25 protein-coding genes are annotated in these 26630 nt (G+C 58.6%); 15 read left to right on the top strand and 10 right to left on the bottom strand.

Features of this window, described 5'->3' with window-relative positions:
* Window positions 1-24: 24 nt before the first annotated feature.
* The 7 genes from paaA to OCL88_RS01815 all read left to right on the top strand — a co-directional run bounded on the left by paaA (window position 25) and on the right by OCL88_RS01815 (window position 5939).
* A complete protein-coding gene (gene paaA, locus OCL88_RS01845; protein WP_062097748.1) occupies window positions 25-1020 on the top strand; it encodes a 1,2-phenylacetyl-CoA epoxidase subunit PaaA in 996 nt (331 codons plus the stop codon).
* Window positions 1020-1442: a 1,2-phenylacetyl-CoA epoxidase subunit PaaB gene (paaB, locus tag OCL88_RS01840; RefSeq protein ID WP_062097746.1), complete on the top strand. Its 423-nt coding sequence runs from the start codon at window positions 1020-1022 to the stop codon at window positions 1440-1442. The genes paaA and paaB overlap by 1 nt, the downstream gene beginning before the upstream one ends.
* Entirely contained in the window at window positions 1439-2356 is a 918-nt protein-coding gene (gene paaC / locus OCL88_RS01835; protein ID WP_062097744.1) for a 1,2-phenylacetyl-CoA epoxidase subunit PaaC, read from the top strand. The genes paaB and paaC overlap by 4 nt, the downstream gene beginning before the upstream one ends.
* Before the next feature lie 5 nt (window positions 2357-2361).
* Complete coding sequence (paaD, locus tag OCL88_RS01830) at window positions 2362-2925, top strand: 1,2-phenylacetyl-CoA epoxidase subunit PaaD (protein WP_264961403.1); 564 nt, start codon at window positions 2362-2364, stop codon at window positions 2923-2925.
* A gap of 8 nt (window positions 2926-2933) precedes the next feature.
* Window positions 2934-4139, top strand: a complete 1206-nt coding sequence (gene paaE, locus OCL88_RS01825) for a 1,2-phenylacetyl-CoA epoxidase subunit PaaE (RefSeq protein ID WP_264961402.1) — start codon at window positions 2934-2936, stop codon at window positions 4137-4139.
* A 9-nt stretch (window positions 4140-4148) separates the two neighbouring features.
* Entirely contained in the window at window positions 4149-4928 is a 780-nt protein-coding gene (locus OCL88_RS01820) for an enoyl-CoA hydratase/isomerase family protein (RefSeq protein WP_021473887.1), read from the top strand.
* A gap of 63 nt (window positions 4929-4991) precedes the next feature.
* Window positions 4992-5939 carry a lipid kinase gene (locus tag OCL88_RS01815; RefSeq protein ID WP_264961401.1) on the top strand — a complete coding sequence of 316 codons (948 nt, stop codon included), beginning with the start codon at window positions 4992-4994 and terminating at the stop codon, window positions 5937-5939.
* A gap of 9 nt (window positions 5940-5948) precedes the next feature.
* On the opposite strand, the gene OCL88_RS01810 is transcribed toward OCL88_RS01815, so the two are convergent.
* From OCL88_RS01810 to OCL88_RS01795, 4 genes are read right to left on the bottom strand one after another with little or no spacing between them, the layout of a single operon-like run.
* Window positions 5949-6428, bottom strand: a complete 480-nt coding sequence (locus tag OCL88_RS01810) for a hypothetical protein (RefSeq protein WP_264961400.1) — start codon at window positions 6426-6428, stop codon at window positions 5949-5951.
* Window positions 6425-7066 (bottom strand): signal peptidase I, encoded by a 642-nt coding sequence (locus tag OCL88_RS01805; protein WP_264961399.1) that lies wholly within the window; start codon window positions 7064-7066, stop codon window positions 6425-6427. Before OCL88_RS01805 ends, OCL88_RS01810 begins: the two co-directional genes overlap by 4 nt.
* Complete coding sequence (locus OCL88_RS01800; protein WP_264961398.1) at window positions 7053-7670, bottom strand: SipW-dependent-type signal peptide-containing protein; 618 nt, start codon at window positions 7668-7670, stop codon at window positions 7053-7055. The genes OCL88_RS01805 and OCL88_RS01800 overlap by 14 nt, the downstream gene beginning before the upstream one ends.
* A gap of 34 nt (window positions 7671-7704) precedes the next feature.
* A complete protein-coding gene (locus OCL88_RS01795) occupies window positions 7705-8232 on the bottom strand; it encodes an alternate-type signal peptide domain-containing protein (RefSeq protein WP_071416143.1) in 528 nt (175 codons plus the stop codon).
* Between the two features lie 177 nt (window positions 8233-8409).
* Between OCL88_RS01795 and galU the strand changes: the two genes are divergently transcribed.
* A complete protein-coding gene (galU, locus tag OCL88_RS01790; protein WP_071416144.1) occupies window positions 8410-9303 on the top strand; it encodes a UTP--glucose-1-phosphate uridylyltransferase GalU in 894 nt (297 codons plus the stop codon).
* A gap of 28 nt (window positions 9304-9331) precedes the next feature.
* Here the strand turns inward: galU and OCL88_RS01785 are convergent, their stop codons facing one another.
* Window positions 9332-10864, bottom strand: a complete 1533-nt coding sequence (locus OCL88_RS01785) for a chitinase (protein ID WP_264961397.1) — start codon at window positions 10862-10864, stop codon at window positions 9332-9334.
* 251 nt (window positions 10865-11115) lie between these two features.
* On the opposite strand from OCL88_RS01785, the gene OCL88_RS01780 reads away from it, so the two are divergent.
* The gene (locus tag OCL88_RS01780) at window positions 11116-13470 is read left to right on the top strand and encodes a glycosyltransferase family 2 protein (RefSeq protein WP_264961396.1); all 2355 of its coding nucleotides are present in this window, start codon (window positions 11116-11118) and stop codon (window positions 13468-13470) included.
* A gap of 296 nt (window positions 13471-13766) precedes the next feature.
* On the opposite strand, the gene OCL88_RS01775 is transcribed toward OCL88_RS01780, so the two are convergent.
* From OCL88_RS01775 to OCL88_RS01760, 4 genes are all read right to left on the bottom strand, one after another.
* Window positions 13767-14228 carry a VanZ family protein gene (locus OCL88_RS01775; RefSeq protein ID WP_264961395.1) on the bottom strand — a complete coding sequence of 154 codons (462 nt, stop codon included), beginning with the start codon at window positions 14226-14228 and terminating at the stop codon, window positions 13767-13769.
* A 276-nt stretch (window positions 14229-14504) separates the two neighbouring features.
* Window positions 14505-15131, bottom strand: coding sequence for an LPXTG cell wall anchor domain-containing protein (locus OCL88_RS01770; RefSeq protein ID WP_264961394.1), 627 nt, complete (start codon window positions 15129-15131; stop codon window positions 14505-14507).
* 173 nt (window positions 15132-15304) lie between these two features.
* Window positions 15305-17062, bottom strand: a complete 1758-nt coding sequence (locus OCL88_RS01765; protein ID WP_319951634.1) for a DUF4012 domain-containing protein — start codon at window positions 17060-17062, stop codon at window positions 15305-15307.
* Between the two features lie 119 nt (window positions 17063-17181).
* Window positions 17182-18651, bottom strand: a complete 1470-nt coding sequence (locus tag OCL88_RS01760) for a sugar transferase (RefSeq protein WP_264961441.1) — start codon at window positions 18649-18651, stop codon at window positions 17182-17184.
* Window positions 18652-18995: 344 nt separating this feature from the next.
* Between OCL88_RS01760 and OCL88_RS01755 the strand changes: the two genes are divergently transcribed.
* The 5 genes from OCL88_RS01755 to OCL88_RS01735 all read left to right on the top strand — a co-directional run bounded on the left by OCL88_RS01755 (window position 18996) and on the right by OCL88_RS01735 (window position 24565).
* Window positions 18996-20045, top strand: a complete 1050-nt coding sequence (locus tag OCL88_RS01755) for a glycosyltransferase (RefSeq protein ID WP_319951633.1) — start codon at window positions 18996-18998, stop codon at window positions 20043-20045.
* Window positions 20046-20053: 8 nt separating this feature from the next.
* On the top strand, window positions 20054-21058 hold the full coding sequence (locus OCL88_RS01750) for a glycosyltransferase family 1 protein (protein ID WP_319951636.1): 1005 nt from the start codon (window positions 20054-20056) through the stop codon (window positions 21056-21058).
* Window positions 21055-22137 carry a polysaccharide pyruvyl transferase family protein gene (locus tag OCL88_RS01745; RefSeq protein WP_264961391.1) on the top strand — a complete coding sequence of 361 codons (1083 nt, stop codon included), beginning with the start codon at window positions 21055-21057 and terminating at the stop codon, window positions 22135-22137. Before OCL88_RS01750 ends, OCL88_RS01745 begins: the two co-directional genes overlap by 4 nt.
* The gene (locus tag OCL88_RS21245; protein WP_413775444.1) at window positions 22131-23012 is read left to right on the top strand and encodes a glycosyltransferase family 2 protein; all 882 of its coding nucleotides are present in this window, start codon (window positions 22131-22133) and stop codon (window positions 23010-23012) included. Before OCL88_RS01745 ends, OCL88_RS21245 begins: the two co-directional genes overlap by 7 nt.
* Window positions 23013-23344: 332 nt before the next feature.
* On the top strand, window positions 23345-24565 hold the full coding sequence (locus OCL88_RS01735) for a hypothetical protein (RefSeq protein ID WP_264961389.1): 1221 nt from the start codon (window positions 23345-23347) through the stop codon (window positions 24563-24565).
* Between the two features lie 172 nt (window positions 24566-24737).
* On the opposite strand, the gene OCL88_RS01730 is transcribed toward OCL88_RS01735, so the two are convergent.
* Window positions 24738-26093, bottom strand: a complete 1356-nt coding sequence (locus OCL88_RS01730) for a hypothetical protein (RefSeq protein ID WP_264961388.1) — start codon at window positions 26091-26093, stop codon at window positions 24738-24740.
* Window positions 26094-26140: 47 nt separating this feature from the next.
* Here OCL88_RS01730 and OCL88_RS21240 point away from each other — a divergent pair, with 47 nt between their 5' ends.
* A complete protein-coding gene (locus tag OCL88_RS21240) occupies window positions 26141-26617 on the top strand; it encodes an acyltransferase (RefSeq protein ID WP_413775443.1) in 477 nt (158 codons plus the stop codon).
* Window positions 26618-26630 lie beyond the last annotated feature (13 nt).

Here is a 26630-nt window from a genome sequence, read left to right as displayed (position 1 = left end):
GTCGGTAATTTATTAGGAGCAACCATGGCAACGCAGAATTTGCAGTCTGTGCCCGTTGAGCTGTCCCCGGAGGAGCAGGAACGGGAGGCGGCTGGTCAGGCGTACTTTGACCGCATTATCTCGGAGGACTCGCGCATTGAACCGCGGGACTGGATGCCGGCGGCTTACCGCAAGACTTTGCTGCGCCAGATCTCGCAGCACGCACACTCGGAAATCATCGGCATGCAGCCGGAAGCCAACTGGATCACCAGGGCACCGAGCCTGAAGCGCAAGTCCATCCTCATGGCCAAGGTCCAGGACGAAGCCGGCCACGGCCTTTACCTGTACTCGGCTGCCGAGACCCTGGGCCAGTCCCGGGACAAGATGACGGAAGACCTCATTGCGGGCAAGGCCCGGTACTCGTCCATCTTCAACTACCCCACGCTTTCCTGGGCGGACATGGGTGCCATCGGCTGGCTGGTTGACGGCGCAGCCATCTGCAACCAGGTTCCCCTCTGCCGTGCATCTTATGGTCCTTACGGCCGCGCAATGGTGCGCATCTGCAAGGAAGAGTCCTTCCACCAGCGCCAGGGCTTCGAGATCCTGCTGGAACTCTCCAACGGAACGCCGGCGCAGAAGCAGATGGCACAGGACGCAGTGAACCGCTGGTACGCGCCGTCGCTGATGATGTTCGGCCCGCCGGATGACGATTCACCCAACTCCAAGCAGTCCATGGCGTGGAACATCAAGCGGTTCAGCAATGACGAGCTGCGCAGCCGGTTCGTCGGCATGATGGTGGAGCAGGTCAAGGTCCTCGGCCTGACCCTCCCGGACAAGGACATACGTTTCAACGAAGAAACCAAGAAGTGGGAACACGGACCCCTGGACTGGAATGAGTTCAAGGAAGTCCTGGCCGGCCGCGGTCCCTGCAACTCGCAGCGCATTGAGCGCCGCCGTGAGGCACACGAAAACGGTGCCTGGGTTCGGGAAGCTGCCGCAGCCTACGCCCGCAAGCAAGCACAGAAAGCGAACGCAGCATAATGGCTCCCCACGGAAACCCGGAAGCTCCGGCCAGCGCCGCCGGCGAAATCAACAGCGAGGCACCCAAGGTCGCCGCTGCAAACAGCACGACGGCGGCACCCGCCCCGCGCGCGAACGTCACGTCCAGCGAGGCCAAGGAAGAAACCCCCTGGTCCCTCTGGGAGGTCTTCGTCCGGTCCAGCCGCGGCCTGTCCCACGTGCATGCAGGTTCCTTGCACGCACCGGATGCCGCCATGGCCCTCCGCAACGCCCGCGATCTGTACACCCGCCGCAACGAGGGCGTGTCCATCTGGGTTGTCCCGGCCGAGGCAATTGCCGCCAGCGATCCCGATTCCAAGGGCTCGTTCTTCGAATCCCCGCAGGGCAAGGATTACCGCCATGCGACGTACTACACCAAGAGTGAAGGCGTGAAGCACCTGTGACTGACAAAGCAACTGACTTCGCCATCGAAGGCCACGGCGATATCTCCGTGGGCGTCTCGGGTGCAGGTGCGTCCGGTGACGGTTCGGCCAGCGCCACCCGTATCACCCCGGGCAACGCACTGCGTCCCGAGGACATCGCCCTTGAGGTCCGCCGCGGGGAAGTAAAGCCCAGCGAAGATGTGGCCGAGTACGCGCTGCGCCTGGGTGATGACGGACTGATCCTCGCCCAGCGCCTGGGCCACTGGATTTCCCGAGCTCCCGAGCTTGAGGAAGACATAGCCCTCGGCAACATCGCGCTGGACCAGCTGGGCCATGCACGGTCCTTCCTGACCTACGCCGGTGCCGCTTGGGACAAGTCGGAAGACGATCTCGCCTACTTCCGCCGCGAGCACGAGTTCCGTTCGGCGCACCTCTTCGAGCAGCCCAACGGCGACTTCGCGGTGACCATCGCACGCCAGTTCATTGTGAGCTTCTACCAGTACCAGCTCTACACGGCGCTCACCGCGTCCACGGATGCCACCATCGCAGCCATTTCTGCGAAGGCCGTGAAGGAAGTCGACTACCACCGTGACCACAGCGCCCAGTGGGTGCTGCGCCTTGCCGGTGGTACGGATGAGTCGCGCGAGCGCATGATCAAGGGCCTGACCCTCGTATGGCCGTACGTTGATGAACTCTTCGAAGACGATGAGCTCACTACGCGCCTCGCCGAAGCAGGCGTTGCCGTCCAGCCGTCCAGCCTGCGGGCAGAGTTCGACCGCCTGACCGGCGAGATCCTGACCGAGGCCGAGCTGGAGATCCCTGCCGTTCCGCAGGCTCCGGGTGGCGGCCGTCGCGGTAAGCACTCCGAGCACATGGGGTACATCCTGGCCGAGATGCAGGTCCTGGCCCGCGAGCACCCCGGCGCGAGCTGGTGACCACCATGGCCACGGTAAGTTCCTTGACCGCCGCGGAACAGCATGCGTGGGACGTCGCGTCCACCGTCTGCGATCCGGAGATCCCGGTCCTCACCATTGAGGACTTGGGGATCCTGCGCGGCGTGCGCGTTGTCGAGTCGCCCGGAGCAGCCGCTTCGGGAGGCGGGCTCGACGGCGGCCCGGCGGCTTCCGCCGTCGAGGTCACCATCACGCCTACGTACTCGGGCTGCCCGGCCATGGACGCCATTGGCGATGACCTGCGGAAGGCTTTCGAAAAGGAAGGCTACGCGAAGGTCGACATCAACCTGGTCCTGTCCCCGGCGTGGACCACTGACTGGATGACCGAGGCAGGCAAGGCGAAGCTCGAGGAATACGGCATTGCGCCGCCTTCGGGCCGGGCCGCTGCCGGTGGCCATTCCGGTCCTGTCCGTTTGAACCTGGCCGTGAAATGCCCTCAGTGTTCATCGCTGAACACCAAGGAACTCACCCGCTTCGGTTCCACGTCCTGCAAGGCACTGTTTGTCTGCCAGGACTGCAAGGAACCGTTCGACTACTTCAAAGTCTTGTAAGGAAGAGCATGACCACCGAAACCCAGACGGCCAGCCGCCGTCGTGCGTCTTTCCACAACCTGACCGTCTCGGATGTCCGGCGCCTTACGGACGACGCAATCGAGGTCACGTTTGCGGTTCCCGTCGAGCTGGCAGGCCAGTACGACTACCTGCCCGGCCAGTACGTTGCCCTCCGCGCGTCGCTGCCGGGTGAGGACGGTGAGCTGCACGAGGTTCGCCGCAGCTACTCGATCTGCGCCGAACCGCGCACGTTTGGCGACGGCAGCAGCGAGATCCGTGTGGCCATCAAGAAGGACCTTGGCGGCATCTTCTCCACGTGGGCCAATGCCGAGCTGAAGGCCGGGGACACCTTGGACGTCATGAGCCCGCAGGGTGCGTTCATTTCGCGGCACGGCAAGGACGGCGCGTCCGTGCAGCACAACGTCATGAACTCCATGAACCACCCGGAGGAACTGGCGGGGGAGCCGGGCAATTTCGTGGCCATCGCAGCGGGTTCGGGCATCACCCCGGTTATCGCAATTGCCCGCACGCTGCTGGCCGCCAACCCGGACACCACCTTCGATCTCATCTACGCCAACAAGGCCGCCATGGACGTCATGTTCCTGGAAGAGCTGGCGGACCTGAAGGACAAGTACCCCACCCGCCTGGCGCTCCACCACGTCCTGTCCCGTGAGCAGCGCATTGCGCCGCTGATGACGGGCCGCATCGATTCGGAGAAGCTGCAGGCGCTGCTGTCCTCCGCGATCCATGCCGAGGATGTGGATGAATGGTTCCTGTGCGGGCCGTTCGAGCTGGTCCAGTTGTGCCGCGACACCTTGGCTGCGCGCGGCGTGGAGCCGGAGCACGTGCGCTTCGAGCTGTTCACCACGGGCCGCCCGGACCGTCCTGAAGGCAACGCCGGCCGCCCGGTTGTGGAGGACGAGTCGCAGGAGACCTACAAGATCACCTTCAAGCTGGACGGCCTCACCGGCGACGTCGCCAGCCCCACCCATGCGCGGGAATCCATCCTCAACGCAGCCTTGCGCGTCCGCCCGGACGTTCCGTTCGCTTGCGCCGGCGGCGTGTGCGGCACCTGCCGGGCCAAGGTGGTTACGGGTACCGTGACCATGGATGAGAACTACGCCCTTGAGCAGGACGAGTTGGACAAGGGTTACGTCCTCACCTGCCAGGCCCACCCCACCAGCGAAGAAGTTACCGTCGACTTCGACGTCTAAGGAGTCCCCATGATCGAGCTCTCCATTGCCAACGGCATCGCCGAAATCGTCCTCAATGCCCCGCAGAAGCTGAACTCGCTGGACGAGGACGCGCTTGCCGAGTTGGGCAAAGCGTACGACGACGCTGCTGCCGCCGCCGAACGTGGTGAAGTCCGGGCGCTGCTGCTTCGCGGAGAGGGCCGGGCCTTCTGCGCCGGGCGCGACATCGCCGGTGTGACCCCCGAAACCGACGACGCCCAGGCCTACCTGGGTGGGTTGGTGGAGCCGCTGCTGAAGAAGATGGCTGCGTTCCCTGCACCCACGTTCGCAGCTGCGCACGGTGCGTGCCTGGGCGTCGGGCTTGGTTTGCTGCTGGCCACGGACGTTGTGTATGTGGCGGAGAACGCGAAGTTCGGCTCGCCGTTTGCGAAGCTTGGGGCCACGCTGGACTCCGGCGGACACTGGTACTTTGCCGAGCGCCTTGGCATGCACCGCACACTGGACCTGATCTACACTGCGGACCTCATTTCCGGGACCGAAGCCGTGGCACAGGGCATGTTCAGCCGGGCCATGCCGGATGACGCTCTGCTGCCCACTACCCGGTCCATCGTGGAGCGCGTGGCTTCCGGTGCGACCCAGGCCTTTGTCGCTTCCAAGGAGCTGGTGGCCCACATCCGCGATCAGCGCCTTGGCCTGTGGGAGTCCATGGCCGAGGAGAACACGGAGCAGGCACGCCTCTGCAAGACCGATGACTACGCCGAGGGATTCCGGGCGTTCCAGGAGAAGCGGGCGCCTGTTTTCAAGGGGTAGCTCTTCTGTACGGATTGATTCCTCGCAGGGTTCTCCAAGGTCCGTCCGCCTACGATGGTCAGCATGAAATCCGTCCGTGAGGCCCGCTCCGTTGCCGTGGTGATCAATGCGGCTTCACGTCGTGGGGCCGCAGCCGCGACGTCCGCCGTCGATCTCCTCAAGCAGGCCGGCGTGCCCGTTACCGCGGTCCATCCGGTGACCTCGGGTGCGGAGCTGACGGGTGTGCTCGATCGTGTGGCAGCGGAGCAGCATGACATGGTGGTTGTTGGTGGAGGCGACGGGACGGTGAGTTACGCTGCCGGGTTGCTGGCCGGGACTGACACCGTGCTCGGCGTGCTTCCGCTGGGAACGGCCAATGACCTTGCCCGGACACTCGAGATTCCCAACGGCCTCGCGGAAGCCTGTGCCGTTATCGCCGATGGGAAAGTAGTGGACATAGACCTCGGCCGGGCCAACGGGCAGCCGTTCCTCAACGTGGCCTCCGTTGGTCTTTCAGTCGGTGTCACCCAGGCGCTCAGCCCCGCGCTCAAGCGGCGGATCGGTCCGTTGGCCTATGGCGTCGCCACCGTTCAGGCCTATGCCCGGCACCGGCCCTTCCGTGCCCGGCTGGAGTTCCCGGACGGCGACCACCCAACACTGGAGCTGGAGGACCTGCTCCAAGTCGCCGTGGGAAACGGCAGGCATTATGGCGGCGGCAATACTGTTTCACCGATGGCCGGGATCGATGACCATACCCTAGACATCTACGCCATTCTTGCGGCGCCGCTCAGGGAACACGTGAAGATTGCCCGGCTCCTGAAAGATGGAAGTTTCGTGGACCACGACCGCGTGTACCACTTGGAGACCCGGAACGTCCGGCTGGTCACCCACCCGTCAATGCCGGTAAACCTCGACGGCGAGATCGCCACGGAAACGCCGACGGATTTCTCGGTCCAGCGCAACGCGGTCCATGTGGTGGTGCCGCAGGCGAGTACGGGGGCTACTTTTGAGGGGCCGTCAGGAATCCGTTAGCGACCTGCCCTAGAGGGACGCCTGGCATTGGACCTTGCTGCGCTGGCTGAAGATCCTCACGTAGGAGTATTCCGTGGTGACCACGTTCATGTTCGCTTGGGTTACCGCGATCCGGAGGGACACGACGTCGTTATTGGCGATGGTCGGTTTGGCCAGAACCAGGGTGGCGGGGGTGATGTCCACTGCGGAGTTCAGGACGGCCAAGCCCGCAACGCCCGCCCCGTAGTTCTGTTCCGTCGGCAGTTTCGCCGCAACGGAAACGGTGGTGGGGTTGGAAACTCCTGTGATGGTCAGCCGTACACCGTCGTTGGATCCCAACGTGGTGCACGTGACCGCAGGCGTCGTGACCGCCGCCCGTACGGTCATGGTGGTTGAGGAGCTTTGTTCCCACAAGCCAACCGCTGCCGGTCCGCCGATCCCCAGCATCACGGTCAGGCAGAAGACGCCGATGGCCAGGATGATGGCGGAGGGGCGCTTGTCCGGGTTCATGGGTTCTGCCCTGCAGCTTCTTCTGTGGCTGTGGCCTTGGCGGAATTCTTGGAGGACCGCACTCCCCGGAAGACGGTGACGCCGCCGTAGCCGATCAGCCCCACGGCACCGATAACCAGCCACAATGATCGGTCGCTGTTACCCAAGGCGTTGCCGACGAACCCCACGTAGGGAACGGCGTACAGCAGCTTGCCGCGGACTTGCATTTCGCGTACGGGCTCGGGGTCAACTACATCGTTGTTGTCGCCTTTGAGGGTAAGGGTCTTCTCTCCGGTCTGCAGGAAGCCCATGCCGGTGATGCGGTGGGTGATGACTCCGGGCTGCCCGGACTTGATCTGGTAGGTGATGACGTCGCCCAGCTTGAGTTCGTCGAACGGTACGGGCTGCACCACTATGAACGTGCCGGGGGAGTACTTTGGTGCCATGGAGTTGGTCAGCACCGAGTACGTCTGGGCGCCGATCAGCTTGGGCACCAGGATCAGGACCGACACAGCCAGGATGGCGAGTGAAAGAAGTACGACGCCGACTGCCCGGCCTATGCGGTTCGCTCGTGTTGGGCTTGAGGTGTCAACCGTGGCGGCGGGCTCGCTTGGAGCCTGGATGTTGGGCCGCTTCTTGGGACTGTTAAGCACAACCATTGGGAACACCACATTTCTGGCGGGCATGAAGGGGAATGAGGATGGAGGCTGAGTTGCCCTCAACGCTGACGGGCGCGGTCGAACTGAGGGTGACCCTGAAACAGAGCACTGCGTTGGCTCCCTTGGCAATCGCGGGAGTGGTCACTCCGGATGCCAAGGACTGGTAACCGGTAGCCGTAGCGCAAGCGTCCTGCGTGGCTGCCATCGTGGCGGCCACGCTCAAGTAACCGGCTAGCGTTCCGCTCCCCACGTTGCTGAGCGTGGGCGCGGAAGCGGTGACGTTGATGTCAAAGAGACCTCCGGCGTCGCTGGCGTTACCGATCTTGACCGAGGTGTAAACCGAGCCGCCGCGAACCAGGTCCTGGAGCGGCGCCTGGGTGGTGGTGAGGGCCAACGAGGTGGCTTGACCGTTGACGGTCATGGGAGTGGAGGCCGTTGAGGGGCTGCCGGTCAGATTCACCGTGAAGGAGGAAGCCTGCACTGTTCCGGGAGTCGCGACGGCGGCGGAGGACCAGAGTGCGTACGTTCCCTGCACGGCCGTGAGCCCCAGAAGCACCGCAGCGACCATGAGGCCTGCTGTCTTGATGCTTCCGGGGATTCTCACTGCCACTCCTGCTGGTTGTTTACTGGTTGAGGGGTTACTGAAGGCCGGTCTGGGTGACCTGCTGCAGGGTGAATCCCACCGTGCCCAGGTTCTTGGTGGCGTTGACGTCAGCGGTGCCGGTGGTGGTGGACTTGAATTCGAAGCTGATGCTCGCGGTCACGTGCTGGGATGTGGTCAGCGGGTTTTCGATCGCGACGCCGCCTTTAGTCAGGGTGGGGGCGGTGATGACCACGTTTTCCGGGGTGAAGCCGGCTCCTGCGTCGGCGTTCACGGCCACCAGGTTGGCTGCCATCTTGTTGCCGGTGAGGGTGACGTCCAGATCCTGCGTGTAGGTGAGCTTGTCACCGGGAACAACCTTGTAGGTGCTGAGGTTCACGGTTGCGCCGCTGCGATCTGTCCACACACCGGTTCCTGCCTTGACGTTCAGCTCGCCGGCGGAAATGGTCCCTGCTGCGGCGGAATCGGATGCATTCCACCAAGCCAGCGTGCCTCCGCCGCCCAGGAGCAGAGCCCCACCCAGGACGATCGCCGTTGCGCCTTTGAGCATTGTGTTGTTCTTCATGGTGAGACCTGCTTTCGTTTTTTGTTCCGGCTTTGTGCCTGCAAGTACTCTCGCTGTCTTTTCTCAAGAGGGAGTGCGGCGGACGCTCAAGGTTGAGTCAAGATTTTCTTGACTTAACCGGTCAGGAGAAGTGTCACGAATTTCGCGTTTTTAAGGCCGATTTTCTAGAATTCGTTCATGACTCATTTGGGGAAAACCATTCGTAAAGCCGTCATTCCAGCGGCAGGGTTGGGCACCCGTTTCTTGCCCGCTACCAAGGCAATGCCAAAGGAGATGTTGCCGGTAGTGGATGCCCCTGCCATCCAGTACGTGGTCGAAGAAGCCACAAACGCAGGCCTCTCCGACGTCTTGATGATTACCGGACGCAGCAAGCGTGCTTTGGAGGACCACTTTGACCGGGAACCTGCGCTGGAGAGGACCCTGGAACTGAAGGGTGACCTGTCCCGGCTGGAAGCCGTTCACTATGCCTCCGAGCTCGGTCCCATCCATTACGTGCGGCAGGGTGAACCGAAGGGTTTGGGGCACGCCGTGCTGTGCGCGCGCCAGCACGTTGGTGATGAACCGTTCGCGGTTCTGCTGGGAGATGACCTGATTGATGAACGGGATGAACTCCTCACCACCATGATGGAAGTGCAGGCCAAGACGGGTGGTTCGGTCATCGCCTTGATCGAGGTGGAGCCGTCCCAGATCAGTGCCTACGGTTGCGCGGACATCTCCGCAATCGACGGCGAAGGTTACGTTCGCGTCAATGAGCTCGTAGAGAAGCCCAGCGTGGACGAGGCTCCGTCCAACCTGGCCATCATCGGGCGCTACGTCCTTCACCCGGCCGTCTTCGACGTTCTGGAGAACACCGAGCCCGGCCGCGGAGGCGAAATCCAGCTCACCGATGCTTTGCAGACACTTGCCGCTGCCGAGGGCGAAGGTTCGGGCGTTTACGGTGTTGTTTTCCGGGGCCGCCGCTATGACACCGGCGACAAGCTCAGCTACCTGAAAGCCGTCATCACCCTGGCTTCGGAGCGACCCGAATTTGGGGAGGACTTGAAGTCCTGGATGAAGGAATTCCTGGGCTAAGCAAGAGCCTCCCGGGCCCGCAGCCCGTTTACTTCGCCGCTTCGCCGGAGATCAGCCTGGATAGCTCTTCATTGGAGAGCTTCATCCAGGCTGATTCCGTTGAGCCCTGAAGTGCAGTTTCAGGGCTTTGTCCCTGGGACCACCATTTGGCTTCGAAGACTTTCTGATCGAACATCACCCGATCGCCCTTGCGGAAGACCGTCCCGGCCGACCATTCCGGATACGTTCCTGCGGGCGCGGTGATCTGCGGCTGGGGTTTATCCCCGGGAAGCACCGGGCCGATCAGTGCCCAGGGCGCGGAGGAACCTTTCGCCACCGGGTTGTTAGGCACATCGTCCTTGGTCCACCACTTGGCTTCGTAGACGTTTCCCTGCCAGACAACCCGGTCTGCCTTGGTGTAGGTGGCCAGGCCGGACCAGATCGGGTAGGGGCTGGTGGCGGGGTCATCCACCACAGGCGCTGCTGTAGTGGTGGCAGCTGTAGGAGAAGTATCCGGGACGCTGGGCAGCTTCACGTCAGCCGCCGCACCTAAGACCTCGGAGAAGCGCTGATCACCCTGTTCCACTCCGCTGCAGGCATCCGAGACTACGGTCAGCGTGGGGTAGTTCGGGCCGCATTCTGCGTCCCTGTTCAGGGACCACATGGACATCCGGCCGATGCCTTTGGACACGGCGAAGTCGTGAAGCCCTTGGGCATCTTGGAGGGTGAAGACGTCAGCCTCTACGTCGTTCTGGCCGATCATCGGCGTCAGGCCGATTTTGCGCCACAGGGTTTGTGTGCCGATCTCCTGGTGGACGGTGGAGTAGACGGTGGCGAGCTGCGCGTGCGTGGCTTCAGCTGCCGCGATGGAAGCTTGGAGCATGGACTGCCCGGGCACCCTGCTGTCTCCGTAGTCCATGGTCATGACGTTGACGCCGGCAAGGTCCACACCCGCCGAAAGCAGCTCTTGAACAGCGGCCGTGCCTTCGCTGGTGAGGCCGCTGGGAGCCACCGGGAGCGTGAGCCAGATCGACAGGGCTTTCTTCTTGGATTGGCGGTCTTCCTGAAGTTCGCGCATCACCTTTGCCAGCCTGCTGATGGCGGCCGAATCGGACAGTGCTGCACCCTCGATGTCCAGATCCACTACGGACAGATCGTAACGGTCGATGACCTCCGAGTAAGCTGCCTTGAGCTTGGATTCGTCGGTGCAGGCAGTGGCCAATTCCTTATTGGTGAGGCCCCCGAAAGAAACCGACACGTCACCGCCGGCTTGCCGCAATCTTGCAATTCGGCGATCCAGGTCAAGATCCGATCCGGCTTGATCCAAGCTATAGAAGTTTCCCCATGAGGGGGAGCAGGCGTCCTTTTCGCTGGCCACGATGAAGGACAAAACTACGGATTTTGCGTCTTCGTTCACGGGCTGTTCGAAGGCGTACCGCGGTGTTGCCGTCACGTCCACGTATCCGGCGAAGATCGACGGGGAAGCTGCGGCCGCACGGCTGTCCGAGTAGCTCTGCCAGGTGGCAATTCCGCCACCAACAAGTCCAACCAGTACCAGGACAAGCAGAGCAAGGCGAGGCACGGAAAGCCTTCGCCCCGGGAAATACTTGGACACAGAAACTCCCACGCTGAGCAAGATAATTGTCTATAAGATGCAAAGATTCTTAATTTCAGGACGCTATTACTGCTTCGGTGTCAACGGTTTACGACAGCAATCGACAAGCGCCCTTTGTGGATTACTATAAGGCGTATCAGCGTCGCGGGGGTGACGGAAGGCCGACGTGCAACGGGACACCGGGGGCTCAGCCCGGTGTCCATTTTGATGGGGAACGAATGACGGACCAGTTGGTGGACTCACCTGACCATGTGCGGGATTCGGGCAAAACCACCGCAAATACCCCGGAATCCGGGGGGCGCAGACGGCAGTGGGGATCGGAACGACGTTCCGAACCCATGTCGATCGTCCACCCCACCCCTAGCTCCAGAAAGATCATCCTGGGCCGCCTGGCGATGTTGGTCACGGTGGGGTCGTGGATTTACTACGTCGTTTCTACCGTTATCCGCCAATTCGTCGAAGATCCGTATGCGGGATTCCGGTTCCGACTGGAATCCGTGTCCTATCTAGTGGTGGTGACATTCCTAACGTTCTCTGCCTTGATGTATCTCATGGCCCGGCAGGGCGCGCTCTATCGGTTCCGGGAGCATCGCAGGGTTCCAAGGGGCGAGTTGGACAAGCATTTCGCCAACTATTCGGAGTCCGTCACGGTCCTGGTGCCGTCTTATGCGGAAGAGCCGCACGTGGTCAGGGGAACCCTTTGGTCCGCCGCGTTGCAGGAGTTCCCGGACCTGCGTGTGGTGTTGTTGTTGGACGATCCTCCCAACCCCACGGACCCTGAGAAAAAGGCGAGGCTCCAGCAGACTCGGGAGCTTGCCGGGCACATTGAAAGTGCGATGGCTGCTCCGGCTGACAGGGCCAACCAAGCGCTGGGCGACTTCAGGGGACGGTACGGTTCCGACGGCCTTGAGACGGATGCAGTTTCCCCCGAAGAGCTTGACCGGCTGATCATTGAATACCAAGCTGCGGCTGAGTGGCTTGAAGCCATGGCTGAGGCCGAACATGTCCAGGACCACGTTGATGAGTTCTTTGTGGATCTAGTGATCATGGGTTTGGCCAGGGAACTTCGCCTGGTGCTTGTGGCGTTGGAAGCAGCCAAAGCGCAGGCTACGTCGCCCGACGTCGAACGGACAGAGCAGCTCTACCTGCGGCTCACGTGGATATTCAACGTCCGGATGGAGAACTTCGAGCGCAAGCGCTACGCGAGCCTGTCCCACGAGGCCAATAAGGCCATGAATCTCAATGCCTACATTTCGTTGATGGGCAAGCGGTGGAGGAAAGAAGAGACTGCCGGCCAAACCGTACTCCGTCCCGCTTCCACGCCGCGTGAGGACGACCTCGTAGTTCCGGACAGCACCTACCTGTTGACGCTGGATGCAGACTCCCTGCTGCTAAGGGACTATTGCCTGCGTCTGGTGTATTTCTTGGAGTCGCCCGGCAACGAGCGGGTGGCAGTTACCCAGACGCCGTATTCGTCCTTCCGCGGCGCTCCGACCAGGATCGAGAGGATAGCCGGGGCCACTACGGACATCCAGCACATTCTGCACCAGGGCATGAGCTACTACGGTGCCACGTTCTGGGTGGGCGCCAATGCCATCATCCGCAAACGTGCCCTCGAGGACATTGTGGAAGTGGAGACGGTAGGTGGCTTCGAAGTCCGCACCTACATCCAGGACCGGACCGTTATTGAAGACACCGAGTCCAGCATCGACCTTGGAACCCACGGCTGGACGTTGGTGAACTATCCGGAACGGTTGAGCTACAGCGCCACGCCGCCGGACTTCGGTTCACTGGTGGTGCAGCGCCGGCGATGGGCCAACGGCGGACTCCTGATCCTGCCCAAGCTGTGGAATCAACTCTCGCAGCGGCGCTACCAAAGGGAGCGGATCCTTTTCCGCGAAGTCCTTCTTCGGGTGAATTACATGGCGTCCATTACGTGGGCGAGCTTTGGGCTGCTCTTCCTGCTGGCGTATCCCTATGACAGCAGGCTGCTCAGTCCGGCCGTTTTCGTGGCCGCCCTGCCGTACTTCCTTTGCATGGGATCCGACCTTCGCGACTGCGGTCACCGTTTCAGTGACATCTTCCGCATTTACGGGTTCAACTTGATTCTGCTGCCGGTCAACCTTGCCGGCGTCTTAAAGTCGCTGCAGCAGGGTTTGACGGGGGACAAGATCCCCTTTGTCCGAACCCCGAAGGTCAAAAATCGGACGGCCGCTCCGGCAATCTACGTTCTGATTCCGTACGCGATCGTTGCATTCTCTGCACTGACCATTTGGCGCGACTTCCAGCATCAAAACTGGGGCAACGTTGCCTTCGCTTCGCTCAACGCCGTGCTGGCAATGGTGTGCATCCAGTCATACATCGGCCTGTGGAACTCGGTGGTGGATGTGTTCCTGGGGGCCATCAATTGGCTTTACGTGACCCCGAAGGTGAAAGGCCAGGTAAAGTCCCCGGTAGTTCCCAAAACGGCCGAGGAAGTCGATTGGCAGTCGATCCTGTACCACGGCGACCGGAGGCTCAACCGGGACCTTCGTGATGGTACCGACCGACGGCGGAGGATCTCCTTGCGCTAGTGCGCAGTCAGCACGTAAGTAACGACGGCGATGGTCACAATGAGCAGGATCGACAGCCCTACGTAGGCAGGCCACTTAGGCCCGGTTTTGTGCGGGTTGATATCTACGTACGGCAAGTGATGTCCTCTCGGGTGCGCAACGTTGCTGGCGCCGGGACGGGGGAGTTCTTGTTACAAAGCGTCCCAGCGGAATTTAGCAGCGGTACGCCCCTGTTTGGGCAACATGTGTGGTGAGGCGCACCGCCAGCACTATCCTAAGGCTCCTTGTCAAAAACTTTGCAAACCGCCGAAAGAAATTCACAAGGGATCTTTGTGACTTGACAGAGTCGCCGCAGTCGAGGACGGATTTGCTGAAACTTTGCGCAGTATCAGCCGAACGAGAGCTACGCCAATAAGGGCTCCCAGCGTATTCATGAGGATGTCCATGAACGTGGCGAAGCGTGCTGCCATGAAGAGCAACTGTCCCAGTTCAATGCACATGGATGCCAGCGCTCCGAGCGCGACAAGACGCCACCACTTCATTCCTGGAACCGACATAGCGATAAGAATTCCGAAGGGGATAAACAGCGTAATATTCGCTGACGCTTCAACGAATTTGTAGTTGACCCATCCGGGTACGCCGTGATCGTGCAGGTACCTCAGGACTGAGGCCAGTGTTCCCTGGATTGGTTTGTCTACTGGCGTCGGCCAGAACCCGACTACGGCCAGACACGCAAGGTAGGCTGCCATGGCGATGCGCCAGGGGAGTGGGTTTTTCAAATGCGCCTTACTAGGTTCGGACGAGCGCCCATGCACTCACGGTGAACGCCGCTATCGCCAAGAGTCCAAGCAGAACATACTGAAGAAAGCCCTGCGGAAGGCTTGGTCGCGGCAACGCGATGGTTGGAAAATTCAACACCCATCTGCGCCTTCTCCAATGCCGTCCCATAAGGATATGGATACCACAGCGGAAGTCGATTGGGGAACTAAAAAACTGAGGGTGGATTTCCCAGCAAGAAATGCTGGGCAATCCACCCTCAATTGCTAAAGCCTGAATTAGGCAGAAGCCTCCGTGCTCTTGGCGCGGCGGCGTGCTACCACGACGGATGCCGTACCAGCTGCCAGTGCTCCGGCGCCCACGAGGGACCAGAGAACCAAGCTGGAGTCAGCGCCAGTGTTTGCCAGCGGCGTTCCGCCGGTGTTTGCCAGGTCAGCGCCCGTGCCAGTCCCGGTTCCGGCATTTCCGCCGGTGTTGGGGAGAGCCGCGGTGCCTACTACAACGGTAACGGGGCCCACGACTACACCAGAGGTTTGGCCCGTTGCCGTAATGGCGTAGGTACCTGCTTCATCGAAGACAACCTGAGTGGAGGCGGTTCCGTTTCCGTCAGCGACTGCAGTCGCGTTGGACGGAGCCAGCGGAATGCGACCCGTTACGGAGAGGCTGCCGGCGGAAACGCTGCCGCCACTAGCCACTGCCGCGCCCGTACGCTCGATAGTGAAAATTACGGACTCGCCAGGCGTGAAGCCCGAAGCGGTGATCGTAGTGGGCTGCCCGACGGCGACGCTGGCATCCGAAACGACGATGCTCTCGCCCGGCGCCGGATAGTTTGTAGCTACAGCCGGCACTGCGCCGACCAGTGCAATAGAGCCTGCAAGCGCAAGCGCTGCAAGAGATTTCTTCATGTGTGTCCCCCTGAGACCCTTAAGTGGTACGTCCTGGTGTTGGAGATTTCCGAGACCCTACGAGGCCGTAGAAGAAATCTCATGTGCTGCCCACCTAAAACCTACCATTCAAGACTTGTTGACAGCAAAGTAAATCCAGTGCCGTTACAAAGGGTTAACAAGCTCGTGGGCCGTTATTCACACGGCTCCAGTCTTGGGGCCAGCAGTACGTCCTTGACAGCTTGTGTAGTTGGTGTGACAACTACTTCAGCTTCCGCATTCTGGACGATGTGGCCGAAATTGAATTCCAGCGTCGTGCTCTCACCGGGGCCGAGCCTAATAGTCGAGGTTCCTACGGGGCGTTGGCTGTGCCTTTGGGCGGCGAAGGGAATCTGTCCGCCGTCTCTCAGCACCGTGTCAACGGTCGCTTGCACAGGACCATAGGCTACGACATTGGTCTGCACACTTCCGGCCGGCACCCCATAATGCCCTCCTCCGGTTACGTAGCTTGGCAGTGACTTGGCTGAATCTGACGGAGCTGTGTTGGTACTCGTGACCTTGATGGTAATTTCGCGGTACCCGTCACGCGTGCAGTCTCTGACCGTCTGCACGCTGCGCTTCACCCAGAAATCCATCTTCGCCCCGGTCCCGTCGTTGAAAAAGACGCCGAACTGTGCAGGTGACTGAGAAGGACCCGAAATTTTCCCGCCGAGCGGATACTTCGAAAGGGTATTCTCTTCTTCGAGAGAGCTGGACCAAAGGAGTATTCGGCGCTCTCCTACGCCCTTAGATACTCCGTCCATCAACTTCTTGGGATCCGTTGATGGGGAGGACAAGGCGGAGAAAATCTCTTTGGCAGCGCCCGCGAAGTAGGCGTCCTGTAGATCAGGATCCTCGATCTCTTTGTAGACGTCGGAGAGGAGAGTCTTGACTACGTTCTGACTCGTTAGCTGAGCAGGCAGGGCCTGGCCTAGCTCTTGAATAGCAGCATCCTTGATTTGTACGGGGCCTGTGGCCTTTAGGAGGAAGCTTAGGGATACAGGGTCCAGTGATAACACGCCATCAACCTGTTCCCCAGTCCGTTTTTCCCACATGAGGCGTGCTGTGGTCGCAGTGGTAGCGAAGTCGGGGGTGAGATTGACGTCCTGCATGAACTTACCCAGTCGTGCTGAGTAGATGGTTTGTTGCTCAGAGTCAACAGGAAGTGGGGGAACAAATGCCCCCAGAGCTGTCGCACTAGTCTGGGACTCCAGGCTTAACCTTCCTTGGTCCACTCTCAGTACCGCTACGGCCCCAGGAATCCCCCCAGTTGCTCTTGCCTCTGCATTGTTTTGCATCAAGAGAAGGTACCGCCTGGGCGATTCGCTTCCCAGCATTGCGGGTGCAATTTTAGCGGAGTCTGCAGCCACATTCAGGTCATCGCGAACTTCAGCCAGTCTGCTGCGGGCATCTTCCAGCGGACCCGCAATTTCGGGGATGAGATGGATCGTATCTATCTCGTGGAGGCGCTCTACCGACTCCCTAACTGCGTAGGCGGCCGATTCTACTTTCGGTGCTGAGGCTTTTAGAGGGGCCAAGTCCATTCCGCTGTAACCGGGAGTTAGCGCTTTCCAGTCGAGTGATCGGAAGATTTTGACTAGGGGGGCAGCTGCCAAGCGTGCAACGTCATCGGCCGAAGTGGCGACTTCGCTGGCAGCATCAAGATTCGGACCTATCCAAGGAAGCACTCCTGCTGCTTTCCATACCGGATCGTTCGCAGCATCACGCGCCTTGCCAGTGTGTTGAATCAGAGAGTCTACAGTGCTAGCGGCCGCTGTGGAGTCGTCGTTCGCGATTTCCGATTCAAGCTTCGCGATTAGACGCGTGGCACTTTGCAATTCAGATCTAACAACCGAAACCTTGAAAACAAGCCAAGCAGACCCAGCCACAGTGAGTACGAGGATAACGGCCAACCAAATTCCGACAACTCTGTGGCGTTGTCGGTGCTTAGTCTTCGTGCGTGCTGTACTACTGCGTTGTTTAGATGACATCTAAGCCGATCCTCTGTGTTGTGTAGTCAGGACTTGTTTGTCTAATAAGCCCCGGTGCTGCGGAACACAGCCCTAACTGTGCGTAGGATAATGACAAGATCGGCGGCTAGGGACCAATTTTCTACGTAGTAGAGGTCGAGGCGGACTGAGTCCTGCCACGACAGGTTTGATCGCCCACTAACTTGCCACAAGCCGGTGAGGCCAGGCTTGACGAGAAGACGCCGACGGACGTCGCTTTCATACGCCTCCACTTCGCGCGGAAGCGGCGGACGGGGTCCGACCAAACTCATCGAGCCAGCGAAGATATTGAAGAGTTGGGGTAACTCGTCGAGACTGTACTTCCTTAGAACCCCTCCTACCCGTGTGACTCTTGGATCGTTTCGGATCTTGAAAAGGACTCCCTGGCCCTCATTTCGGTGCTCCAGTTCGGCTAGGCGAGCTTCCGCATCAGGAACCATAGAACGGAACTTCAGCATCCTAAAATGGCTTCCCTCGATGCCCACCCGCTCTTGTTTGAACAGAACCTTTCCTCTGCTGTCCAACTTTACGAGCAGTGCGATTAAACCCATCAGCGGCGCCGTCAGAAGTATGAGCAAGCCAGATACGGCGACGTCGAAAAGGCGCTTCGCGACGCGCTGCCCTCCGTCCAGGGTCGGCGTGGTGACGTGAATGAGTGGTAAACCCGCTACTTGCTGGGTATGAATTCGAGGTCCTGCAACATCAGTTAGAGCGGGGGCCATAATGAGCCCGATGTTGCGCGCGGCCAGCTCCCAGCCGAGATGACGAATCGTTTGAGGATGAAGTTGAACACCAGCAGAAACAGCGACTGCATCCGCCTCACAGCGGTCGATGGCATCCAACACAGACGCAGTGTCCGATTCATGTCCCAGAACTGGAAGGTTCGAAACCGGCTCGACTTCAAGCTGTTCAGTATTACCTGGCATATAAGCAGCCACAGGAAGATATCCTGCCTGCTTTTCCCTGTGGAGCGACGAAGCAAGGTGTGCAACAGCGCTGGGGCCTCCCAGCAACAGTAATCGCGACATGCTCTCGCCCCGCTGCCTTGAAAACCCCAGATGCTGTCTCAGGAGCCACCGGCCCAGCAGTAGTCCTACTAGCCCGACGGGAAGGGCGATTGCCACATAACCTCGGGCTGTATCAACCCGAAGAACATAGGAAACGATCGCGAGGAGACCGAACAACCAAAGGGAAGCAGCCGCGACACGTTTATATTCGTCAGGGCCAGCACCGAGGATGCGACTGTGGCGGCTATTCCAAGCACCCAGCATGAGCCACCAAGCAGCAGCAAGCCCAACAGAGAGTACAGCGTATGCGAATTCATGCTCTGAACCTGAGGGATCAGTCGTGAAGCCGAACCTACCGATGTATGCGCCGAGGACTGCCCAAATAACAACAAATGCATCTACGAGCGCCAATCGCCATGAGTGGCGAGTTCTCCAGTCGTGTTCCCCCAAGGAAGCAGCCTTTCGTCCATTAGTGGAGTCGCCCATCGTCACAAGCATCCACCGAGGATGGTAGCTCATTTGGCGGTTGCTCTGCTCTTATGTACTCGGGAGTGGGTGATGGTTACCACCATTGAGTTGCAAGCTCTCCGGGCTGTTTCGGTTTGGAACTTCCGCAAAACACTCCGTTCGTTGCACCAATGTTTTGGAAGGGCGATGACAACCATCTAAGATTTGTCCGAGGCACCCGCAATCTCCGTATCACGAAGTCCAGTTGCCATATAAGGGTCTGCGCGCCGTCGATTGCGGCTCTCTCACTAGCCGCCTAGCGGGTGGGCGGCCTCAGAAGATGTTCGGAACCGCTACAAAGGGACAGGGAGCTTAGGGCTCTCATGGGGGACATGGCCAAAATTTTGCACGTCACGGAATGCCATTACGGTGGTGTAAGTCGGGCTATTCGGAAGCTTGTGGATCTAACAAGCCAGCATCAGCACTACCTCTTAATAGACGGACAGGATGACGACTTTGCCGACGGGGTTTTGGAGGCTAGAAGGTTCCAATCAAGCGGAGCCTTGGGCCGAACTTTGGAAGTTCGTCAGGCAGTAGCGGAGTTTCGTCCAGACTACGTACACCTGCACTCCAGTTGGGCTGGTGCGTACGGTCGTCTGACACGTTTGAAGGCCAAAATCATTTATCAGCCCCACTGTTATAAGTTCGATGACGTAACTCTGGAGCCCGCTAAACGGTGGCTCTTCCGGTTTGCGGAGAAGCTTCTAAGTGGCCGGTCTCATGCCACAGTCGTGCTTTCGCCGCATGAGCGCGACCTGACTTTGCAGCTGAACTCAAATGCTGAGTGCATATACGTCCCTAACGCCCCCAGCTGCGAGGTTATTGGAGACCCCGGAGAACGTCGGACAGCGACTAGTCCCAAGCGTGTAGTGATGGTTGGACGTATTTGCAATCAGAAGGATCCCAAATTTTTCGCTGATGTCGCTCGACTTGCTGCAGGGAGTTCCGAACTGTCCGACTGGGAGTTCTGGTGGGTAGGAGATGGCGAAGCGGAACTAAAGTCCCACCTGATCTCGCATGGCGTGAAGGTCACCGGGTGGAAGGTAGGTGCCGGACTGGTCGACGAGCTTGACTCCGGAGATTATTACGTGCATACAGCCGCCTACGAAGGATTCCCGATAAGTATTTTAGATGCCGCGGCCCGGGGGCTGCCTATCGTTGCTAGGAAAATTGACGCGCTAAAAGGTTCAGATGCTTACCAAGTTGATAGTCCGGAGGAAGTCGTAGCGACATTGGAACTATCACAGCGCGCCCCGGAGTTTCAGAGCACGCTGGTGGAAAGGTCTCTTCACCTGCTCGAGGCTATGAATGAGCGGAGCCAAGAGAGGGCCTGGCGCGGTCTCTACTCGGATAGCAGCGAGGTAGCGGCGTGAAGGTACTAATGCCCAGCCGCATACTGGACCGAAACGTAGGGGGCAACACCACCTACGCAAGAGAAATTGCCAGCAGGCTTCCGAAACATGGCATAGAGGTTGCGCGGCTGCGGTCGTACCAGAACCCAGTAGTCACTATGGTGGCTGAATCTTTTGACGCGAGAACGACCTCTCCCCAATCCGTGGTTCACTTTGTGGCTGATACTGGCCCGCTCTTGACACCCAAAATGCCTTCGGTTGTTACTGTTCATGGCGTTGCTAGCCGTTGGATATCGACAGCCCGGAATAGTGTCCAGGAGGCGGTATGGCGTTCTCGGGTGCGTGCTGCGATTCGGAACTGCGACCGCGTGATCACGGTTTCTGAGTCCAGTGCAAACGACGTATCGGCTGTCTTCGGGCTGGACCGGGAAAAAATTTCGGTAATACCGCACGGAATAAGCCTTAACAAGTTTGATTCCAGGCCTGAACTATCTGAGGCCTTGTCGTCACAGATTCCCAACGAGTTTATTCTCTACGTCGGTAATATTGAGCCCCGCAAGAACCTCATCGAACTGGTCCATGCTGTTGAAACCAACGTTGACCTTCCACCTCTCATTATTGCGGGCAAGCCGGCATGGAATTTTGCAGACTCAATGGAAGTGATCTCTAATGCCCGCCGAACCACTTACGTAGGCTTTGTAAGCGACGAGGACAGGGCTGCACTCATGAGCCGCTGCATCGCTTTCATCTTTCCCAGTCTCTACGAAGGCTTTGGCTTCCCCGTTTTGGAGGCGATGGCTGCCGGTGCGCCAGTGATCACAACAGACCGGGGGTCGTTGAAGGAAGTAGCGGGTCCGTCTTGGATTCTCGAAGGAACTCATCGAGATGCCATCGGTGGAGGTATCCGCGTAGCGCTCCGAGACGAGGCTTGGCAACGGAGCATAAAGGAGCGAGGAAAGTCCTGGGCTTCAACCTTCTCCTGGGACCAGAGTGTGAGTCGGCACGCAGAAATATATAAGGAATTACTAAAATGACCGTGACACGCGTTCTGCTACTTCACGCGTACAGCTCCGTGAATAGGGGAGACGGACTCCTTGTTGATGAGTCCCTGGCGATGATTCGCGAGGTCTTTGGTGAAGATACCCTTATTGACTTAGTTACCTCTTATCCAGAGTCCTTTAAGTACACCGGACTCCGGTGCTATCGCTCTAAGCCGTCTTATTTCGGTTATGACCTCCAGTACCTCAAACTCCTGTGGAGCGCATTCAAGACTTATGACTTGGTCGTCGGAGTCGGGGGTGGATACCTAAGATTTGGCACTCCTGTTGAAGCGCTGAAAACAATTATTGTAATGGGCCCCCAACTGTGGGCCGCCGCCAGGAGCCGTTCGCGGACTGTCTATCTGCCGCAGAGCATTGGCCCCGCTCGTCTAGGACTTGAGCGCCCTCTACGTTTCCTGTTGAGCAAGCTCGACAAAGTTTGGGTGCGAGACAACCGTAGCTTAGATGAATTCCGTGATTCGGCCGTCGAACGGGCTTCAGATTTAGCATTGCTGGGCATGCAGCGCAAGGTCCTCTCATACAACGTAGGGCATCGGCCCGTCCTGAGTGTACGTGCGCATCGGGGAGGCGTCCCTGTTGGTGCACGGGTCCTAGCGAACCTTCTCGGAGATTTCGATGGCTACGTCCAGAGCGCCGTGGCCGGCAACGATGACGAAATGGCGGTTAAGTCTATCAATCCGGCGCGCATATGCTCGTTCGAAGAGCTTATAGATTCGCCGTCTACGGCGCGCATCGTTGTGGCCATTCGTCTGCATGCTGCACTAATGGCTATAAAAGCGGGACATTATGTCGTGCATCTTGCTTACGAGCGAAAAGGATTCGGCGCCTTCCAAGATCTAGGTCTATCCGAGTTCGTTTTCAATGTTCATGATTTCTCGCCCCAGGAAGTAGAGGAAATAGTACTAAAACTTAAGTCTGATTCCGATGCTCGGGATGATTATGACTCCCAGATCCGCGCGGCTAGCGATTCGATAGCACGAAGTCGCGAGCAGGTCCTGGGTAGTCTCGCAGTAGCTGGCTCCCCCCAGGGCCGTGAGGTGTCGAGGTGGTAGACGTAGACGCCCGAGACGGCAGCGCCCTCGTTGTATCCGTTGTGATCCCGAGCCTCCGCCCGGGTATTAGCGTTCTGCGCCTTATTAGATCCCTCGAAGATCAACGCTTCAACTATCTTCAGATAGCTCTCGTCGATCAGAGCACAGAAGTGGTATCGCGCGGGGTGCTTGAAGCATATGACGGACCCCTGAAATCCAAGATAACTGTTGTTCGGTCGGAGCCTGGTCTAGCACGTGCTCGAAATGCCGGGCTGGAGGCACTCGACCCTGGCTGGGATGTAGTACTCCTGCCGGACGATGATGTCTGGCTGGACGGTGATGTGAGTGATTCCATTATGCAGGCCGTACGGAATGGAGTAAGTGCAGGTAGTGGGCGCCTGAAGCCTGAATTCGATGTAGATGGCGTCAGGATCAACTTTCCCTCCCATGAGATAAGTCTCACTCCACGGAATGTTTGGCGGGCATCTATAGAGGCTTGCTATTTTCTCACGCCCCGGTTTCTCGATGTTGTTGGTAACTACGACGAGTCACTCGGGCTCGGAGCCGGAACTCCTTGGCAGTCAGGCGAGGGCACGGATCTCCTACTGCGGGGGCTTCGTCATGGCCTTCCTGTACGTTTCGTCCCAGGTTACGAGTTAGTGGAGACGAAGATGCCGACCCTCACGATTCAAGATCACAGAAGTAGGTTACGGTTCTACGCTAGGGGAACGGGGCGTGTATTCGCGCGAAACTATACTCTCGCTGCACAGGTTGCGCTTCTAATGCGGTCGCTAGCGCGCCTGGTTATCCAGCTTTTCCGGCGCCCCGGAAAGCTTCAGGATAATTGGCAAATCCTAATCGGTCGGCTGGAAGGTGTTACAGGCAAGCTGTTATAACACCAAATAAATATTCATACACTATGGCCAGCTAGCGATGGTTCGTGTTGTGAAATGCCTGGGCGCTAAGTTGTAAGGCCCATTAGGCCTGAATGGTAGACTTCCCCTTTCCTGCGCGATATCAAGTCTTCTTCTAAACAAGAAGACATACCATCCTCCATCCCGGGTGGTTGAGACTTCTATATGCCGTCAACACGTTCAGCGCCGTCCTGGCTCTCCAGCCGTTCCGCAATGGTACTTGGGCTGATTACGCCTTCACATGGAAAGGGTGGTGCGCTGAATTGAGGTTTCTGCGATACTCCTTGGGATTTCTTGACCAGGGAATCCTAAGTTTGGCAAGCATTCTCTTCCTGGTGCTGGCCGCACAGTTCCTCTCTTCTGAAGAGCTGGGAACCTTCGTACTTGGGTTGTCCACAGCCATTGTGGTCCAGAGCTTGGTTAGAGCCCTCAGTGGAGAAACTCTTCTTGTTCGCTCGACGACGAGCACTTATGACGCAGCGGAAAGACATATGTCGCTGGGCCTTTCTCTTGTCGTGGCATCCGCTCTCGCAGTCATAGGTGTGGTGTTGTCACTCATTTTCCCGAATAGTGCACCGTTTTTCCTATCGCTAGGTTCTGCCCAGTTAGGTCTTCTGCTCCAAGACGGCGTTCGTTATGCCGCTATTGCCTCGGGCCAGACGATTGGATTACTGACAGTCGATCTCACGTACACCGTCGTTAGCTGTTCCAGCATTTGGTTTGCTGGGCAAGCAGAGTTGGGCAGCGGCGGGATGTTGAGTCTTCTTGGGTGCGCTGGGTCATGTGTCGCAATCACAGCCATGTTTGCTTTTCGACTGCCCCCTAGGCCGTTGTCGGGTCTTCGCTGGTTGGCGAAGCATTGGAGGCTAAATTCTTCTTTTGTCACAGAAGCGATCTTGGGAGCGTTGCTAGGCTATTCCATAACACTTATTCTTAACTTCTTTGTAAGCGGACCGGAGCTTGCTGCATACCGATCCGCTCTATCCATATTCGGCATGACAAGTCTGGCAATAAATTTCCTCCGAACAGTGGTACTTCGAGACCTTCGCATCGGCCAGCTGCGGAGGTGGCGATCTTACTGGTGGAAGATGCTGGCTATGACAGTGTTGATCGCAGTGACTGTCGGCGGAACGTACGGTCTATTGCGCGTTATACCACCGGATCTTGGTATGGCAGCTTTTGGGGAAACTTGGGGCATTATGGTGGCTTTGTTTAGTGCTGTTGCCTTGAACAGGTTCTTTGCCGGCTTGTCGATAGTGCCGACTATATTCCTCCGGGTTCAAGGTGTCATCTGGCGCGCCACAGTTCTAAGGGTCCTAGTTACTGCCGTGGGTTTTGGATTTGGTCCACTTGGCGCCTTCTGGGCGGGAGCTAAGGGAGCGTTGCTCGCTGAAGCTGCTCTGTATCTGATTTTGGCTGCTTCCTTGTTGGTTCTTTCGCGTCGTTCGTTGAAGCGCCCGCTGCATCGGCGCTCCGGCCGGAGTGTGTACTCAAAAGGCTCCAAGCGCAATCTGGGGGCCCGTCACGTCGCCTGACTCTGATCTAGGTGCCATTTGGATGGCTTGCCTCATGTTTAGGCCTCGCCGGACGCGAATGTGCGCGACGACGGCCTGGATCTTCTGCGGCGTAGGGAGCCCGTCTGAGTAGAGGTGCCGAGGATGCGTCCTAATCTTTCAGATTTCTCTGCGTAAGCCCGCTGGCTTGACTCTAGGTCTCGACAGCGATATCTGAGCCACGGCGGTTGTACCCAGCCTTGGTGGCCGGATAAGTAAAAGCGATCACCAGAATTGCGATAATAATTGGCGTTGCACGGCCCTGCGTCCAGTAGATGAACCGCGGTAGTTCAAGCACCCCCACGAAGATGGCTGCGTAAGCGACCAATCCTGGCGTGTTTCCTTTTGTTAAGGAGGAAAAGATTAGGCCTAACAATAGCCCTACGAGGAGCCAACCAAAGAACATTCCCATCATTCCGAACTCTGCGTAAGTTACAAGGAATGAGCCCACGTTGGTGAAATCCTTACTTCCCTCAGTGTTCAAGATGTAAGTCCACCAATCGTTCGGCAGGAAACCGTAGATACCTCCTTGGTCTGCCTCGTTGACGCCAGGGGCGTTCCATAAGAAAGGAATGGAGAAATAGGGAACTGCATTTGAGCCATCGTAAGCATGGACGAACATCGCACTGTTGTTGAAAGATGTTACGTAGTAACCCGCTAGACGTGCCGATACCCACTCAGGGAAGGGCATGCTAGTGGTCAATTGATAATAGATCCAGCTGCGCGTGTACTCGGAGATGGCGAAGATGCCCCACACCAGGGGCGCTACAACTACGGGTGCCGAACGAGTGAGGCCTCTCCAACGAGATGAGCGACTGATCGTCAGTGACGCAGCTAGGAGCAGGGGAATCAGCACTTCGATGAGGGCCAACCGTTCGGCGTAGAAGATCGTTCGAACAGCTGAAAGAACTATAAGCGAATAAAAAGCTCGCCCACCAACGCCCAATTTCCGAAGGAGATGCCCCAGAACCACAACAACTGGAGCGAATTGTGTCAGAGTTGTTAGTCCTCCGATCGGGCGGCTGTTGCTCTTGAGTTCGCTGATTGCCCCCAGCTGACGGTCGACGACGGCAATCAGGTCCTGAGGTCGGACTCCTTGGGCAACTGCACTAACCACCCAAATCAAGTACCCAGTGAGCGTGAGGAGGAACAAAATCCTGTAGGCACGGCGAAGATAGAGGACTTGCTTTGGCGTGAAGCGGAGAGTCACTTTGCCGCCACGGGCGGCGCCCGCACTCGTGATCATGATGCCAAGGAAAGTAGCCAGTACCCCAATTATCAGTGTGACGGAGAGACTCTCATCCAAGTACTTCTGCATCCGCCACGTTGCGAACACTTCATCTGGGAGAGAGATAGATACAGCGGCCATGACCCCAGTCAGCAGCAGTAATGCCCATCCCGGATGCACCCACCACGGCCAACTGATTTCAAGCGTACGGACTTCGTAGCTGGGGGCGGCAGGAAGCTGACTGGCCTTAGCCCTGATAAACATCTCTTCCAATTCCCCCACGTAGCGGCACAAAGGTCATCTCAGTCTAATGCCACTATGCTGGCTGAATGGATATCCGAGAACTGTTCCGAAACACTTTTGTCGCATCTCCCTTCATGCCACCTGGTGCGAGGACCCAAATGCTTCGCCGGATGGGACTGCGTCTCGGTGCTGGTACGGCGGTAGCATCTCGGGTGACTTTCAAAGGTACGGCTGTTACCACCGGCAAGGGGTGTTTTTTTAATCACGAGGTCTATATTGACCGGGGTCCGCTGACAATGGGCGAAAAGGTGTACGTAGGGCCTCGAGTGGTATTCGCTACCCGTAACCATGAGATCGGGCAAGCCGGCCAACGCGCGGGAGCAAACGTTGATCAGCCGATAGTGGTTGGAGATGGCGTGTGGGTTGGGGCAAATGTGACCGTTCTGGGCGGCGTGACGATAGCACCGGGATGTATCATCGCCGCGGGAGCAGTGTTAGCCAAGGACACTGAACCCAATGGCGTGTACGCCGGAACCCCAGCACGCCGTATAAAGGAGCTCTAAGAGGTCGACGTCG

Source organism: Paenarthrobacter sp. PAE-2 (genome assembly GCF_026013155.1).
Lineage (GTDB): Bacteria > Actinomycetota > Actinomycetes > Actinomycetales > Micrococcaceae > Arthrobacter > Arthrobacter ureafaciens.
The sequence above is the reverse complement of the archived record's forward strand: the minus strand, read 5'-3'. Positions and strand labels throughout refer to the sequence as shown.

Excerpts from the sequence above, each read along its gene's own strand:
- OCL88_RS01745 (WP_264961391.1), top strand. The coding sequence starts at position 21,055 with ATGACCGTGACACGCGTTCTGCTACTTCACGCGTACAGCTCCGTGAAT.
- OCL88_RS01815 (WP_264961401.1), top strand. The coding sequence starts at position 4,992 with ATGAAATCCGTCCGTGAGGCCCGCTCCGTTGCCGTGGTGATCAATGCG.
- paaB (WP_062097746.1), top strand. The coding sequence starts at position 1,020 with ATGGCTCCCCACGGAAACCCGGAAGCTCCGGCCAGCGCCGCCGGCGAA.
- paaE (WP_264961402.1), top strand. The coding sequence starts at position 2,934 with ATGACCACCGAAACCCAGACGGCCAGCCGCCGTCGTGCGTCTTTCCAC.
- paaA (WP_062097748.1), top strand. The coding sequence starts at position 25 with ATGGCAACGCAGAATTTGCAGTCTGTGCCCGTTGAGCTGTCCCCGGAG.
- OCL88_RS01750 (WP_319951636.1), top strand. The coding sequence starts at position 20,054 with ATGCCCAGCCGCATACTGGACCGAAACGTAGGGGGCAACACCACCTAC.
- OCL88_RS01810 (WP_264961400.1), bottom strand. The coding sequence starts at position 6,428 with ATGAACCCGGACAAGCGCCCCTCCGCCATCATCCTGGCCATCGGCGTC.
- galU (WP_071416144.1), top strand. The coding sequence starts at position 8,410 with ATGACTCATTTGGGGAAAACCATTCGTAAAGCCGTCATTCCAGCGGCA.
- OCL88_RS01795 (WP_071416143.1), bottom strand. The coding sequence starts at position 8,232 with ATGAAGAACAACACAATGCTCAAAGGCGCAACGGCGATCGTCCTGGGT.
- OCL88_RS01820 (WP_021473887.1), top strand. The coding sequence starts at position 4,149 with ATGATCGAGCTCTCCATTGCCAACGGCATCGCCGAAATCGTCCTCAAT.
- paaD (WP_264961403.1), top strand. The coding sequence starts at position 2,362 with ATGGCCACGGTAAGTTCCTTGACCGCCGCGGAACAGCATGCGTGGGAC.
- OCL88_RS01805 (WP_264961399.1), bottom strand. The coding sequence starts at position 7,066 with ATGGTTGTGCTTAACAGTCCCAAGAAGCGGCCCAACATCCAGGCTCCA.
- OCL88_RS01760 (WP_264961441.1), bottom strand. The coding sequence starts at position 18,651 with ATGGGCGACTCCACTAATGGACGAAAGGCTGCTTCCTTGGGGGAACAC.
- OCL88_RS01770 (WP_264961394.1), bottom strand. The coding sequence starts at position 15,131 with ATGAAGAAATCTCTTGCAGCGCTTGCGCTTGCAGGCTCTATTGCACTG.
- OCL88_RS01755 (WP_319951633.1), top strand. The coding sequence starts at position 18,996 with ATGGGGGACATGGCCAAAATTTTGCACGTCACGGAATGCCATTACGGT.
- OCL88_RS01780 (WP_264961396.1), top strand. The coding sequence starts at position 11,116 with ATGACGGACCAGTTGGTGGACTCACCTGACCATGTGCGGGATTCGGGC.
- OCL88_RS21240 (WP_413775443.1), top strand. The coding sequence starts at position 26,141 with ATGGATATCCGAGAACTGTTCCGAAACACTTTTGTCGCATCTCCCTTC.